10 protein-coding genes are annotated in these 13,049 nt (G+C 51.1%); 7 read left to right on the top strand and 3 right to left on the bottom strand.

The window, feature by feature from the left end:
* Nucleotides 1-109 precede the first annotated feature (109 nt).
* The gene (secD, locus tag QZ311_RS10945) at nucleotides 110-2,989 is read left to right on the top strand and encodes a protein translocase subunit SecD (protein WP_297067813.1); all 2,880 of its coding nucleotides are present in this window, start codon (nucleotides 110-112) and stop codon (nucleotides 2,987-2,989) included.
* Nucleotides 2,990-3,092: 103 nt separating this feature from the next.
* Complete coding sequence (locus QZ311_RS10940) at nucleotides 3,093-3,605, top strand: methylated-DNA--[protein]-cysteine S-methyltransferase (RefSeq protein ID WP_297067805.1); 513 nt, start codon at nucleotides 3,093-3,095, stop codon at nucleotides 3,603-3,605.
* A 143-nt stretch (nucleotides 3,606-3,748) separates the two neighbouring features.
* Here QZ311_RS10940 and QZ311_RS10935 read toward each other — a convergent pair whose 3' ends face one another.
* Nucleotides 3,749-4,780, bottom strand: coding sequence for a TlpA disulfide reductase family protein (locus QZ311_RS10935; RefSeq protein ID WP_297067802.1), 1,032 nt, complete (start codon nucleotides 4,778-4,780; stop codon nucleotides 3,749-3,751).
* A gap of 281 nt (nucleotides 4,781-5,061) precedes the next feature.
* On the opposite strand from QZ311_RS10935, the gene QZ311_RS10930 reads away from it, so the two are divergent.
* The 3 genes from QZ311_RS10930 to QZ311_RS10920 all read left to right on the top strand — a co-directional run bounded on the left by QZ311_RS10930 (nucleotide 5,062) and on the right by QZ311_RS10920 (nucleotide 8,118).
* Nucleotides 5,062-5,319: a DUF4492 domain-containing protein gene (locus QZ311_RS10930; RefSeq protein WP_297067799.1), complete on the top strand. Its 258-nt coding sequence runs from the start codon at nucleotides 5,062-5,064 to the stop codon at nucleotides 5,317-5,319.
* A gap of 75 nt (nucleotides 5,320-5,394) precedes the next feature.
* A complete protein-coding gene (locus QZ311_RS10925) occupies nucleotides 5,395-6,951 on the top strand; it encodes a cytochrome ubiquinol oxidase subunit I (RefSeq protein WP_297067796.1) in 1,557 nt (518 codons plus the stop codon).
* 39 nt (nucleotides 6,952-6,990) lie between these two features.
* A complete protein-coding gene (locus tag QZ311_RS10920; RefSeq protein WP_297067793.1) occupies nucleotides 6,991-8,118 on the top strand; it encodes a cytochrome d ubiquinol oxidase subunit II in 1,128 nt (375 codons plus the stop codon).
* Between the two features lie 203 nt (nucleotides 8,119-8,321).
* Here QZ311_RS10920 and QZ311_RS10915 read toward each other — a convergent pair whose 3' ends face one another.
* Together QZ311_RS10915 and QZ311_RS10910 are read right to left on the bottom strand one after the other, a co-directional pair.
* The gene (locus QZ311_RS10915; protein WP_297067790.1) at nucleotides 8,322-9,620 is read right to left on the bottom strand and encodes a M18 family aminopeptidase; all 1,299 of its coding nucleotides are present in this window, start codon (nucleotides 9,618-9,620) and stop codon (nucleotides 8,322-8,324) included.
* A gap of 158 nt (nucleotides 9,621-9,778) precedes the next feature.
* Nucleotides 9,779-10,609, bottom strand: a complete 831-nt coding sequence (locus QZ311_RS10910) for a DUF3298 and DUF4163 domain-containing protein (protein ID WP_297067787.1) — start codon at nucleotides 10,607-10,609, stop codon at nucleotides 9,779-9,781.
* Nucleotides 10,610-10,929: 320 nt separating this feature from the next.
* Between QZ311_RS10910 and QZ311_RS10905 the strand changes: the two genes are divergently transcribed.
* Together QZ311_RS10905 and fabF are read left to right on the top strand one after the other, a co-directional pair.
* Entirely contained in the window at nucleotides 10,930-11,169 is a 240-nt protein-coding gene (locus QZ311_RS10905; RefSeq protein WP_123614068.1) for an acyl carrier protein, read from the top strand.
* A 187-nt stretch (nucleotides 11,170-11,356) separates the two neighbouring features.
* Nucleotides 11,357-12,625 (top strand): beta-ketoacyl-ACP synthase II, encoded by a 1,269-nt coding sequence (gene fabF / locus QZ311_RS10900; RefSeq protein ID WP_297067784.1) that lies wholly within the window; start codon nucleotides 11,357-11,359, stop codon nucleotides 12,623-12,625.
* Nucleotides 12,626-13,049: the final 424 nt, after the last annotated feature.

Genomic DNA, 13,049 nt, shown 5'->3' with positions numbered 1-13,049 from the left:
GAAATTTCGTATATTTGCAAGCTGAAATTAGGGGGCTTCCCCCTTATTCCATGAAAACCGATCAATAAAAATCATTAACTAACTATTTTTTAATACATCACTCAACCACATGCAAAGCAAAGGATCTTTGGGTAGTGTTGTTGCAGGCGTGATTGCCATCTTCATGGTGCTTATCTGCCTGTTCTACCTTTCATTCTCGCTGGTTACAAACCACTACGAGAAGAAAGCGTCGGAATATGCAGCCATCGAAGCGGCCAAGGACAACAACAGCCCTGAAACTAAACGTAAAGCCTACAGCGAGTACATCAAAAACATCGCAAACGAAAAGGTTTATTTAGGCTATACTTTTAACGAAGTACAGAAACTCGGCGTAGGCCTCGGTCTTGACCTCAAAGGGGGTATGAACGTCACCCTCCAGGTTTCAGTCCCCGACATCCTTCGCTCAATGGCCAACGCAGAGGGCAACCCCTACTTCGAGCGTGCCGTTGCAAGCGCCGATTCAATCACACGCGCAAACAAGAGCAACGACTTCATCGACGTGTTCTGCAACGAATACCGCAAGCTCGATCCGCAGGGCGACCTTTCAGTCGTGTTCAAGGATCAGGTGAAGCGTGGCGACAACTTCGACGCTATCAAGAATTCACTCCGTCAGGAAGTCAAGGACCGTGTAAGCAGCTCGACCAACGTCCTCCGTACACGTATCGACCAGTTCGGTGTGGTAGCCCCCAACATTCAGGAACTTGAAAAAGACGGCCAGATTCTTCTCGAGCTCCCCGGCGTGAAAGAACACGACCGTGTGCGTGAGCTTCTCAAATCAAGCGCCAACCTCGAATTCTACGAGACCGCCCAGTTCGCCGACATCGCTCCGATGCTCCAGAACATTGACAATGCCCTCCGCAACGACACCACAGGCAACGGCAAAGGTCTCTTCGACTACTTCCTTCAGGTAGGTGGTCCCACCATCACTGTCGGATCGGCACTCGACACCGCCCGCGACACCATCGATGCCATCCTCGCATCGCCTGTTGCCAAAGGAATCCTCCCCGCAAACATCAAGCTTGCATGGGAATTCAAACCGCAGGTCGTACAGATCGACGACTCTGTACGTGGCAAGCGCAACGTCAACATCTATCAGCTCGTAGCCCTCAAGACTTCCAACGGCAAGCCTGCCCTCAGCGGCGACGTAATCACTGCCGCAACAAGCGACTATGACGCTATGCAGGGCGGTAACTACGTGTCGATGAACATGAAGCCCGACGCTGCACGCCAGTGGGCACGCATCACTGCCGCCAACCTCAACAAGCAGGTGGCAATCGTGCTTGACAATCAGGTCTACTCAGCCCCCAACGTTAACTCGGTGATTGAAGGCGGACGTTCACAAATCACAGGCAACTTCACCACCGACGAGGCAAAGGACCTTGCAAACGTGCTCAAGAGCGGTAAGATGGCTGCTAAGGTCGACATCATCTCCGACACTGTCATCGGTCCGTCGCTCGGTGAGCAGGCAATCCAGCAGGGTATGTGGTCATTCGTTGTGGCCATCGTTCTGCTCATGGTTTTCATGTGCCTCTTCTACGGCTTCATCCCCGGCCTCATCGCCAACATCGCGCTCATCTTCAACATCTTCTTCACCTTCGGTATCCTCGCCTCGTTCCAGGCAGTGCTCACACTTTCGGGTATCGCCGGTATCGTGCTCGCACTCGGTATGGCTGTCGACGCCAACGTGCTCATCTACGAGCGTACCAAAGAAGAGCTCCGCGCAGGCAAGAGCATCCGCACCGCCATCGCCGACGGTTATGCCAACGCATTCTCGGCCATCTTCGACTCCAACCTCACTTCTATCATCACCGGTGTCATCCTACTCCTCTTCGGTACAGGTCCTATCAAGGGCTTCGCTACAACCCTCATCATCGGTATCATCTGCTCGTTCTTCACTGCGGTTTACCTGACACGCCTTATCTATATAATGTGTGCCAAGACCAAGCCCTTCGAGAAACTCACCTTCACCACCGCCCTTTCATCAAAGATGTTCTCTAACACAAACATCAACTTCCTCGGCGCTCGTAAGGTCAGCTTCGGCATCGTAGGCGCAGTGGTGCTCGTGGTAATCATCTCACTCTTCGCCCGTGGTCTCAATCAGGGTATCGACTTCTCAGGCGGACGCAACTATGTCGTTCAGTTTGACCATCCTGTCAAGACCCACGAACTTCAGGCTCAGCTCGCACCCCTCTTCGACGGAGCCCAGCTCAGTGTCATCACCATCGACGACGACACCAAGGTCCGCATCTCGACCAACTACAAGATCGACTCTGACGAAGAAGGTATCGACAACGAAATCACCCAGATTCTCTACAAGGGACTTCAGAACGAGCTCAACGGCATGAGCATCGAGGACTTCTCGACCACAAACGAGAACATCGGCATCATGTCGTCGCAGAAAGTAGGTCCGACCGTGGCCAACGACATGCGCACCGATGCCTACATCGCAGTCATCCTCGCGCTCCTCGCCATGTTCTTCTACATCCTGCTCCGTTTCCGCAACATCGCCTTCTCGCTCGGCGCACTCGCAGCAGTCGCATTCACCGCATTCACCATCATCGGTTTCTACTCAATCTTCTGGGGCGTATTCCCCTTCGCTATGGAAATCGACCAGTCGTTTATCGCCGCTATCCTTACAGTTATCGGTTATCAGATCAACGACACCGTGGTAGTCTTCGACCGTGTGCGTGAAAACGTAGGTCTCTATCCCAAGCAGAATTTCTTCACCACCATCAACTCGTCGATCAACTCGACACTCGGACGTACAATCATGACCTCATCGTCAACCCTCCTTGTACTTCTCTGCATCTTCATCCTTGGTGGTGATGCCATCCGCTCATTCGTATTCGCAATGATATTCGGTGTAATCATCGGCACACTCGCTACAATCTATGTGGCAGCACCCGTGGCTTATATCACCGACAACCGCCGCAATGCCAAGAAGGCATAAGCGCAACGCTGACGAATCACACAAACAAAAAACTCACTGCCCGACCATTTCCCTGTCGGGCAGTGAGTTTTTTTCTTACGACAAGATTTCCCCGAAGACAACAATGGATAGGAAAATATATCTGACAACTTACGCCTCGCCATGTGGCAATCTTGAGATAGGCAGTTATGACGACAGGCTATGTCTGTGTGACTGGACTGACAGGCGGCATCACGCAGCCATCCTGAACCGGATTTCAAAACGCCTTGGCTGCCGGACAGAATCAGGCTTGTCGGACTGCAATGAAAAAGCCATTATGCAGCTCGACGACTATTTTTCAGGCAGACGAATGGAGTTTGACATACCGCTGCTGTTTGCCGGCACTCCCTTTCAGGAAGAAGTGTGGCGACACCTACTCGACATCCCTTACGCCTCGACAGAGTCCTACTCATCTCTTTCACGGCGCATAGGCAACCCGGCGGCCGTCAGGGCCGTGGCCAATGCCAACGGCGCAAATGCTATTTCAATCTTCGTCCCATGCCACAGGGTCATAGGTAGCGACGGCACTCTCACAGGCTATGGAGGAGGACTTCCCGCCAAAAGATTCCTCCTCGACATCGAGCGGAAACACCGATAGCCAAACATCCTGTGCCACCGAAATTCAACCCCTGCCCCAACAGGTTCGATGGTGAAAGCGACCGATACAGAAAACGCCCGGCTGAGCATTCCAACTCAGACCGGGCGCTGTTGCGATGACGCCTGTTTCAGATAAGCGCCATTTTACTTAGCCGACTCCATAGCCTTAGCCACATCATTGCGCAGATCATCATCCTGCTTGTCACGGCTGATGATTTTGCCGTCAGGGCCGAAGAGGATTATGCAGGGAATACCCTGAATGCCATAGATTTCAGTCGGGATGCTCTGGGCGTTGATAATATTTTTCCAAGGAAGTCCGTGTGATTCTATACCCTTGAGAGTATCCTCGGGCTTATCCCATACAGCCACACCGATTACTTCAAGACCCTTAGGACCGTATTCCTTATAGAGATCCTTTATAACGGCTGTCTGACGGATGCACGGACCACACCAGCTTGCCCAGAAATCAACAAGGACATATTTGCCTTTGCCGACATAGTCGCTCAGGCGGAAAGTAGAATCATTGTAGGTAACTTCGAAATCCTTGAACATCTTGCCTTCCGAAGTCTCCTCCTGATTGACAAATGCCTGACGCATTTTCTGGATACGCTTGTATTCGCCGAGCGAAGGATGGGCGGCGATAGCCGAGTCGAGCTGCGCAAGGCTCATCTGACGGGCAGGGCCGGCAATGAAATAATAATAACCGAGAGGGTTATCCATATTCTCTTCACGAAGTTTGGCTTCCGCGTCGTTGATACGCGACTGGAACTCCTCGTAGCGCGCCTGCTGAGCTGAGTCAGGAAGACTCCGGAACTCTTCGATGGTTGCCATGCGCTCGGTCCAGTAGGCCTGATTCTTGTCATTAAGCTCACCACCTTCAACCGCTCCGTTCTGAATGAGAATCGAATCCGGTTCAAGATAGAACTCTGCAAAACCTTTGCCGTCTATCGAAAGAGCCACGAGGCGGGGTGTGCTGATTTCGCCGGTAAAGGAGGCCACACCACCGGCCACAACAGCACTGTCAAGCTTCTCTTCGGTATCGAAGTCGATGATATAGGCTGTCTTGTCGTTAAGCTCTTGGTCAGCATTGACTGTCACCACGTAGCTTGATTTCGAACCCTGCGAACAGGAAGCCAGCATGAGCATGCCGGCTGCATAAAATAATGATCGTTTCATTTTTTATAATTAAAATAATTACTCTTAAATTGCTGATTCAAGGTCAGTGACATCCGACACGCAGTTTCCGACAGATGAAGCCGCGTGCATCTATGACACTTTTCATTGCACAAAGATAAGTTTTTATCTCAACATCTTAAAATTATCCTAACTGTTAAATAACAGCAAAAAAATTAATATCCATAGAAAATTTCGTATATTAGCCTCCGACATTAATCATCAATTGAATGTTATAGGAAAATAACATTGTTCATCAACAAGCCACAAAACGACAGTTCGGTATGGCACACAAAAACACACTTCATACAGACAGGCGCTTGTCACGTTTCCCTGCATGGCCCGGAAAGGTGGTGAGATTCTATGCCGACGGATTCCGCAACATGACGGTCGGAAAAAAACTGTGGCTGCTGATAATCATAAAACTGTTCATTATTTTCTTTATTTTCAAACTGTTTTTCTTCCCCGACATCCTCAAACGCGACTACGACAACGACACCGAAAGAGCCGAAGCCGTCCGCTCCTCACTCCTCAACCGATGAAAAACGACTGAACCGTCACAAAAACTCTGACTCACAAATTTAACTATTTTACTAACCTCATCTTACTTAAATCTTATGGATGATCTGATGACTGTAGTCGACTGGTCGCGATGGCAATTTGCCCTCACCGCCATGTATCACTGGCTCTTTGTGCCACTCACACTCGGATTGAGCGTGATTGTCGGCATAATGGAGACCATCTATTACCGCACACGGAATGAAAAATGGCTGCGCACCACAAAATTCTGGATGACACTCTTCGGAATTAACTTTGCTATGGGCGTGGCTACCGGAATCATTCTCGAATTTGAATTCGGCACAAACTGGTCAAACTACAGCTGGTTTGTAGGCGATATATTCGGAGCGCCACTCGCCATCGAAGGGCTGCTCGCCTTCTTCATGGAGGCGACCTTCATTGCCGTGATGTTTTTCGGATGGAAAAAGGTCAGCCCCGGCTTCCATCTCGCTTCGACATGGCTGACGGCTCTGGGCGCGTCAATCTCAGCCCTGTGGATTCTCATCGCCAACGCATGGATGCAATATCCCGTCGGGATGGAATTTGACCCCGGACAGATGCGCAACATCATGGATGACTTCTGGGCCGTCGTGCTGTCGCCTGTGGCCATCAACAAGTTTTTCCATGCCGTGTTCGACGGATGGGTTGTCGGCGCTGTGTTTGTCTGCGGAGTCAGCGCATGGTACATGATGAAAAAACGCCGCCGTGAATTCGCACTCGACTCAATCCGTATCGCCGGGTGGGTCGGGCTTGTCGGAATCCTGCTCACTCTCTGGACCGGCGACGGCTCTGCAGTGCAGGTGGCAAAAGTGCAGCCGATGAAACTCGCTGCGATGGAGGGACTCTATCAGGGCAAGGTCGGTCAGGAAATAGTCGGAGTCGGCATCCTCAACCCATCGAAGAAGCCCAACGACGGCCAAGACCCCTTCCTGTTTGAAATCTCGATACCCTATGGTCTGTCAATCCTCGCCAACCATGACCCTCAAAGCTTTGTGCCGGGAATCGACGACCTGCTCAACGGAATCGAGCTTACACCTGAGGGCGACACCATCCGAACCGATTCATATTCCGAGCGCATAGCAATCGGCAAACGCGCACACGAATCGCTGCGCGCATTCGACACAGCCATGACCAACGGCGACCGCGCGGCCATGGAAGCCGCACGCGCAAAACTCAAGGAGGACTACCGCTATTTCGGCTACGGCTATCTTGACAGCCCCGAGGAGGCTGTGCCACCGGTTGGAATGACCTTCTACTCATTCCACATCATGGTGATTGCTGGCGGCTACCTGCTGCTGTTCTTCGTCATCGTTGTATTCACTTCACACAAGGGCAACCGTATCTGGGAAAAAGGCTGGTGGCAGTGGATTGCCATGCTCACCATCCCCGTGGTGTGGATCTGCTCCGAAGCCGGATGGGTGACAGCCGAAGTGGGCCGTCAGCCGTGGATCATCGAAGGCCTGATGCCCGACAAAGCCGCAATATCCGCGATATCCGCATCGACCGTACAGCTTACGTTCTGGATGTTCGCGGCCGTCTTCACCGCCTTGCTCATCGCCGAAATCACCATCATGATCAACCAGATACGCAACGGATCTGACCGCGACGAGTATTAAGAAACAAGCATTATTCATCTCCTAAAATGCAATCAACCCATGGAACTTGAATCATTACAGATATACTGGTGGCTGCTGATTTCCATACTCGGCGCAATCCTCGTCTTCCTGCTGTTCGTGCAGGGCGGACAGACTTTCCTGCTCGGTGTCAGTGACAATTCCGAAGCCTCGCGCCGCATGATCAGCTCGTTCGGCCACAAATGGGAGCTGTCGTTCACAACCCTTGTCGTTTTCGGCGGCGCATTCTTCGCATCCTTCCCCTTGTTCTACTCCACCAGCTTCGGAGGCGCATACTGGCTCTGGATGCTCATCCTCATAAGCTTCGTGCTGCAAGCCGTGAGCTACGAATTCCGCGCCAAGAAAGGCAACCTCTACGGCACACGGACCTACGATACGTTCCTCTTCATCAACGGCTGTGTCGGCTGCGTCCTCCTCGGGGTGGCAGTGTCGATGTTCTTCTTCGGAGCTGAATTCACCGTCTCCAAAGGAAATCTGCTCGACACAAGCGCGCCCGTCATCTCGACATGGGCCCCCTCTCACGGATTCGAGGCGATATTCTACTGGAAAAACCTAATTCTCGGCTTTGCAGTCCTCTTTCTCGCACGCACTCAGGCCGCTCTCTATCTGATGAACAACAACAGTCAGGACGACACCTTCTTCCGTGCCAACCGTCGCCGTGTCTTCATCAACGCAATCGTGTTCCTGATATTCTTCCTGCTATTCGCAGGACTCCTGCTGACCGCCGACTCGCTTGAGACAACCTTCGACGGCAGCATCAACGGCCGACAGAGCGAATTCACCGTGAGAGAATTCAAATACTTCTTCAATTTCATCGAGATGCCTTGGGCGCTCGCCTCGTTCCTTATCGGGGTGGTCATGGTTCTCTATGCCATCCTCCGCTCCGCATTTGCCAACCACTGGACTTCAGGAATATGGTGGAGCGGCATCGGAACTGTCCTCGTGGTCCTCGCACTTTTCTGGGTGGCAGGCTACAACAACACCCCCTACTATCCTTCGCTCATCGACCCCTCGTCGTCGCTCACAATCTTCAACAGCTCCTCAAGCCTGTTCACGCTAAAATGTATGAGCTGGGTATCCGCCATCATTCCATTCGTCCTCGCCTACATCGCCTATGCGTGGTATGCAATGGACAGGAAACATCACTGATCAGTATTTCTCCACCAGAAGTGTACTAAAATTAAAAAGGGTACATAAATTCATAAATTACCCCAAATAACAGATTGTTTATTTCAGGCATCCGGCGAGAGTGATGGAGTCACGAAGGACTCCTCAATCAGCAATCTCCGATTAGCGAAAACAAGAATCTGTTATTTGGGGTAATTTATGAATTTCCTGTACCCTTTATAATATCAGAGGTCAAAGAAAGTCTTGAAAGCGCGTATTGTATAAGCGTGGTCGCGTGTTGCCATTGTCTCGCGCACGGAGTGCATCGCCCAGATGGCTTCGCCCATATCCACACCGCGGAGATCGATCTGCGAGGTCAGGATATTGCCGAGGGTCGAGCCTCCGGCCACGTCGCTGTGATTGACGAAGTACTGGCACGGCACACCGGCCTTCTCGCAAATTGACTTGAAGACAGCTGCCGATTCAGCATCGGTCATGTATTTGCAGTTGGCGTTGATTTTGATGACAGGTCCGCCTCCGACCACAGGATGATTGGTCGGGTCATATTTTTCGGGATAGTTGGGATGGTAGGCGTGAGCGTTGTCGGCCGAAATCATAAACGACTTGTCGATGCTGCGCAGATAGTCCTCGTCGCTGCCTCCGAGGCAGGCGACAACGCGGCGCAGAAGCTGCATCAGCACAGGAGAAGCCGCTCCCTGCTTAGTGCCCGAGCCTGTCTCCTCGTTGTCAAAGATAGCCATCACACGTGTCTGTTTCGTCGACGAGGTTTCGAGCAATGCGGTCATCGCACCGTGAACCATGCTCAGGTCGTCGAGGCGTCCGGAGGTGAGGAATTCTTCGTCGAGACCTACGAGACAAGCCGGCGTGGTGTCGAAAAGCGAGAGGTCGAAGTCGAGTATATCCTCCATCTTGCAGCCCACGGCCTCAGCGACACAGCGGAGAAGCATATTGTCTTTTTCGGCTGCGTCCCTGACGATGGCTATCACGGGCAGCATGTCTTTCTGCTTCGAAAGAGGATTTCCCTCATTGACAGCACGGTTGAAATGGATGGCGAGGTGAGGTATTGTGAGCAGCGGACGGTCGAACCTGACAATCTCTGTGCGCGGATTCAACGGATCGTCCGAACGGAGGACCACACGTCCGGCCAGCGAGAGAGGACGGTCAAACCATGTATAGAGAATCGGGCCGCCGTAGACCTCGACATTCAGCTTGACGATTCCGCCGTCGCTGATCATCTCGGCCTTGGGCTTGACACGCAGACAGGGCGAATCGGAATGTGCCGAGATGATGCGGAATCCCGATGCAGGACCTTCAGTCGATATCACAAAGGCGAATATCGCGCTTGAGTTCTTGGTTATATAATATTTTCCTCCCGGCCGGAGTTCCCACGACTCGCGCGGATCGAGACGCACAAAGCCTGCATCGTCAAGCTGACTTGCGACAGTCTTGACGGCAAGAAAATTGACAGGACTTTTGTCAAGAAATTCCATTAGCGAACGGGCTATGACTTTAACTTCTTCCATTGATATGTTTATTAAGGTATTAGGTGATTTTATAAAAGCATCTAAAAATTGCCTCCGGACGGAATTCGAATTCCGCCCGGAGGCAAAGATAATAAATTAAAAACATTCTTTCAGCAAAACCGCCGCTATTTTTTACAGACCGCGGTCAAGCGGCTAAATCAGAAGCCTTGGTCAAACAGACGGACCACCGAAGGCTGAAGGAAGCGTTCGATTTCATAGGGATAGACGGCCACATCAACCGAGCCCATAGCATACGGGCCGATTTCATATGGGTCATAGTGGAAATAGAGAGTGTTGCCTGAGATATAGGGAATGCCGGGATAGGTCAGCTGGTCGGCAAATACACCTTCGTTTTTGAGTCTGCTGACAGGCACTCCGAGCTGTCGGGCAAGAGCCTCCCTGATGACCGGGACAATCGAATCGGTCGGAGTCCCGGGACGGAATATGTTTGAATTATCGAGCACCCGTGACTCAGCGAAATCATAGGTGAACGGATGGGTAGCTGTCATCGGATGCGCACCTCCGAGATAGGACGACGACACGAGCTGATAGGTGACCATCCCCTCGTCAAGATCCAATACCGAACCTGTCACGCTGCTGAAATAAGTCATCGAGTCGGACGGAAGCGTATCGACCGGAACAATCTCTTTCACACCCTCCAGAAACGACGTATCGTCGAGATATTTCCGGATTGCATCGTGTATGGAAACCGAAGTGGTGTCGGAATAGGCGAAATTCAACACCGAATCCTGAAGCACCTTTATGTCATTGCCGCCAAATTTCTCAGGCCACTGGACAGAGGTGTACATTTCAAGATACACCGTCCCGTAGTCAGTCACCACACGGTAACTGCGGTCGGCAGTCAACAGCTTTTTGTGTATTTCGAATTCAGAAATTTCACTGTCAGCAGGCACTTCATTTCTGTTTCCACACGAGGCGGCGAGAAGTCCAATCAACGGAAGACCAACAAGATAATATTTCAGCTTCATAATCTTACAATAAATAAGGTTGGATATTGGTGGATATTTAGGTACAAATTTGATTAAAAAATTTCGTTTTAGGATATAACGGCCATACAACGTAACATGTTTGTAACACAGAGATATTAATTTCTATCCGCAAAATAGACCAGTGAGACGGCCAAAACGGCCTAAAAATCGGCAAAACGAAGCTCCGTTAACATCTTTATACGTTTGGATAGTTGAAAGTTGTCAAAAAATACTTAACTTTGCACCGCAAATGCAAAAATCGCTGCATTTTGCCACCAAATTAAGAAATTTACTAATCAACTTACAATTACAACAAAGCTATGTCTGAAATTGCATCTCGAGTTAAAGCTATCATCGTTGATAAGCTCGGTGTTGACGAAAACGAAGTAACAGAAACCGCTGAATTCACTAAAGATCTTGGCGCAGACAGCCTCGACACCGTAGAACTCATCATGGAATTTGAGAAAGAATTTGGCATCACTATTCCCGATGATCAGGCCGAGAAAATCAGCACCGTACAGAACGCAATCGAATACATCGAGGCCAACACTCAGAAGTAAGAAAAACGGTCTGCAGGCCATCAGACGGCCAGTGCTCTGACCGAGCCACAAAGGCTCCCCACGCCAATCAACATACGCGCGGAGGAGCCTTCTTCTCAATTCAGCCTCTGCGGTCAACCCCACAGACGACAGACGACAGCGGGATTCCGCACATATTTCTTTCACAAACCACTGTAGATTATTGCCAATGGAATTAAAAAGAGTAGTGGTGACCGGCCTCGGAGCCATCACCCCCATAGGCAACGATGTTGAGACAACTTGGCTCAACGCCGTAGCCGGCAAGAGCGGCGCCGCTCCCATAACACATTTCGACGCTTCGAAATTCAAGACCCAGTTTGCCTGCGAAGTCAAGGGTTACAACGCTAATGAACATTTCGACCGCAAGAAACTCCGTCAGCTCGACCTCTATGCACAGTATGGCATCGTCGCAGCCCGTCAGGCCGTGGCCGACTCAGGCATCGAAGAAGCAGCCAACCTCAACCGCGACCGCGTAGGCGTAATCGTCGCCGCAGGCATCGGCGGTCTCCACACTTTTGAGGAAGAGGCCGGCTACTATGCAGTAAACGGAGCTGAACAAGGCCCGAAATACAACCCCTTCTTCATCCCCAAGATGATCGCCGACATAGCCTCAGGCCACATCTCTATGGAATATGGCTACCACGGACCGAACTTCGGTGTGGTTTCGGCTTGCGCATCATCCAACAACGCTATCATCGACGCTTTCAACCTCATCCGCCTCGGCAAAGCCGACGCAATTGTGACCGGCGGAGCGGAAGCTGCAATCTTCCCCGCAGGTGTAGGCGGCTTCAACTCGATGCACGCACTCTCGACCCGCAACGACTCACCCGAGACTGCATCGCGCCCCTTCAGCGCGTCGCGCGACGGTTTCGTCATGGGCGAAGGCTCTGTTGTCCTCATCCTTGAGGAACTCGAACACGCCAAGGCCCGCGGAGCAAAAATCTATGCTGAAATCGCAGGCGGCGGCATGAGCGCCGACGCTCACCACCTCACCGCAACCCATCCCGAAGGTCTCGGTGCGAAACTCGCCATGAGCAATGCTCTTGAGGACGCAGGCATGAAGCCCGAAGACATCGACTACATCAACGTTCACGGCACTTCAACACCTGTCGGTGACATCTCTGAAGTAAAAGCCATCGTTGAACTCTTCGGCGATCAGGCCCACAAGCTCAACATCAGCTCTACCAAGTCAATGACCGGCCACCTCCTTGGTGCAACCGGAGCACTCGAAGCAATGTTCTCTGTGCTCGCCGTCAAGAACGACATCGTTCCCCCGACCATCAACCACGAGGAAGGCGACAACGACGAAAACATTGACTATACCCTCAACTTCACATTCAACAAGGCAGAAAACCGCCCCGTGCGCGCAGCCCTCTCGAACTCATTCGGATTCGGCGGCCACAACGCGACTGTCATCGTGAAGAAGTACGAAGAATAATACTGAAATTTCTCCATACAAAGCCATAGCCAACGGGAGGTGTGCGGACAAAACTCCGCACACCTCCTTTTTATATTTAAGGCACACGGACACATCACGGCATTCACTTCCCGGTCTGTCTAACATATTTTATTATAAATTCATTTATTACTGTCCATTGTTCGCTCCTTTCCTGTTTATGTCAAGAGATTAATATTAAAAGGGTGTCAAAAAATATCCGTCTGTTGTGATACGAAAAAATTTTATATAATTGTCAATCTACCGGCAAAGTTAACACCCCCGACACCAGTAAAAGATGCGATAATACAAAACATCACGACAATCGAGCAGCAAGAGGGCAAAATGATTGCAAAATTGTGTGAGTCATAACAATATTGTCCTAAACGTTTTGGGCAAAAATAAAAATAGGAAGTAGTTACTAAGG

Source organism: uncultured Duncaniella sp., from assembly GCF_910578445.1.
Taxonomy (GTDB): domain Bacteria; phylum Bacteroidota; class Bacteroidia; order Bacteroidales; family Muribaculaceae; genus Duncaniella.
Note: the sequence above shows the minus strand (reverse complement) of the source record. Positions and strands in the feature narration are given on the sequence as shown.

What these genes read in the sequence shown, in the direction of transcription:
- QZ311_RS10940 (WP_297067805.1), top strand. Translation starts at nt 3,093, where the DNA reads ATGGATAGGAAAATATATCTGACAACTTACGCCTCGCCATGTGGCAAT.
- QZ311_RS10930 (WP_297067799.1), top strand. Translation starts at nt 5,062, where the DNA reads ATGGCACACAAAAACACACTTCATACAGACAGGCGCTTGTCACGTTTC.
- QZ311_RS10910 (WP_297067787.1), bottom strand. Translation starts at nt 10,609, where the DNA reads ATGAAGCTGAAATATTATCTTGTTGGTCTTCCGTTGATTGGACTTCTC.
- QZ311_RS10920 (WP_297067793.1), top strand. Translation starts at nt 6,991, where the DNA reads ATGGAACTTGAATCATTACAGATATACTGGTGGCTGCTGATTTCCATA.
- QZ311_RS10925 (WP_297067796.1), top strand. Translation starts at nt 5,395, where the DNA reads ATGGATGATCTGATGACTGTAGTCGACTGGTCGCGATGGCAATTTGCC.
- fabF (WP_297067784.1), top strand. Translation starts at nt 11,357, where the DNA reads ATGGAATTAAAAAGAGTAGTGGTGACCGGCCTCGGAGCCATCACCCCC.
- QZ311_RS10905 (WP_123614068.1), top strand. Translation starts at nt 10,930, where the DNA reads ATGTCTGAAATTGCATCTCGAGTTAAAGCTATCATCGTTGATAAGCTC.
- secD (WP_297067813.1), top strand. Translation starts at nt 110, where the DNA reads ATGCAAAGCAAAGGATCTTTGGGTAGTGTTGTTGCAGGCGTGATTGCC.
- QZ311_RS10935 (WP_297067802.1), bottom strand. Translation starts at nt 4,780, where the DNA reads ATGAAACGATCATTATTTTATGCAGCCGGCATGCTCATGCTGGCTTCC.
- QZ311_RS10915 (WP_297067790.1), bottom strand. Translation starts at nt 9,620, where the DNA reads ATGGAAGAAGTTAAAGTCATAGCCCGTTCGCTAATGGAATTTCTTGAC.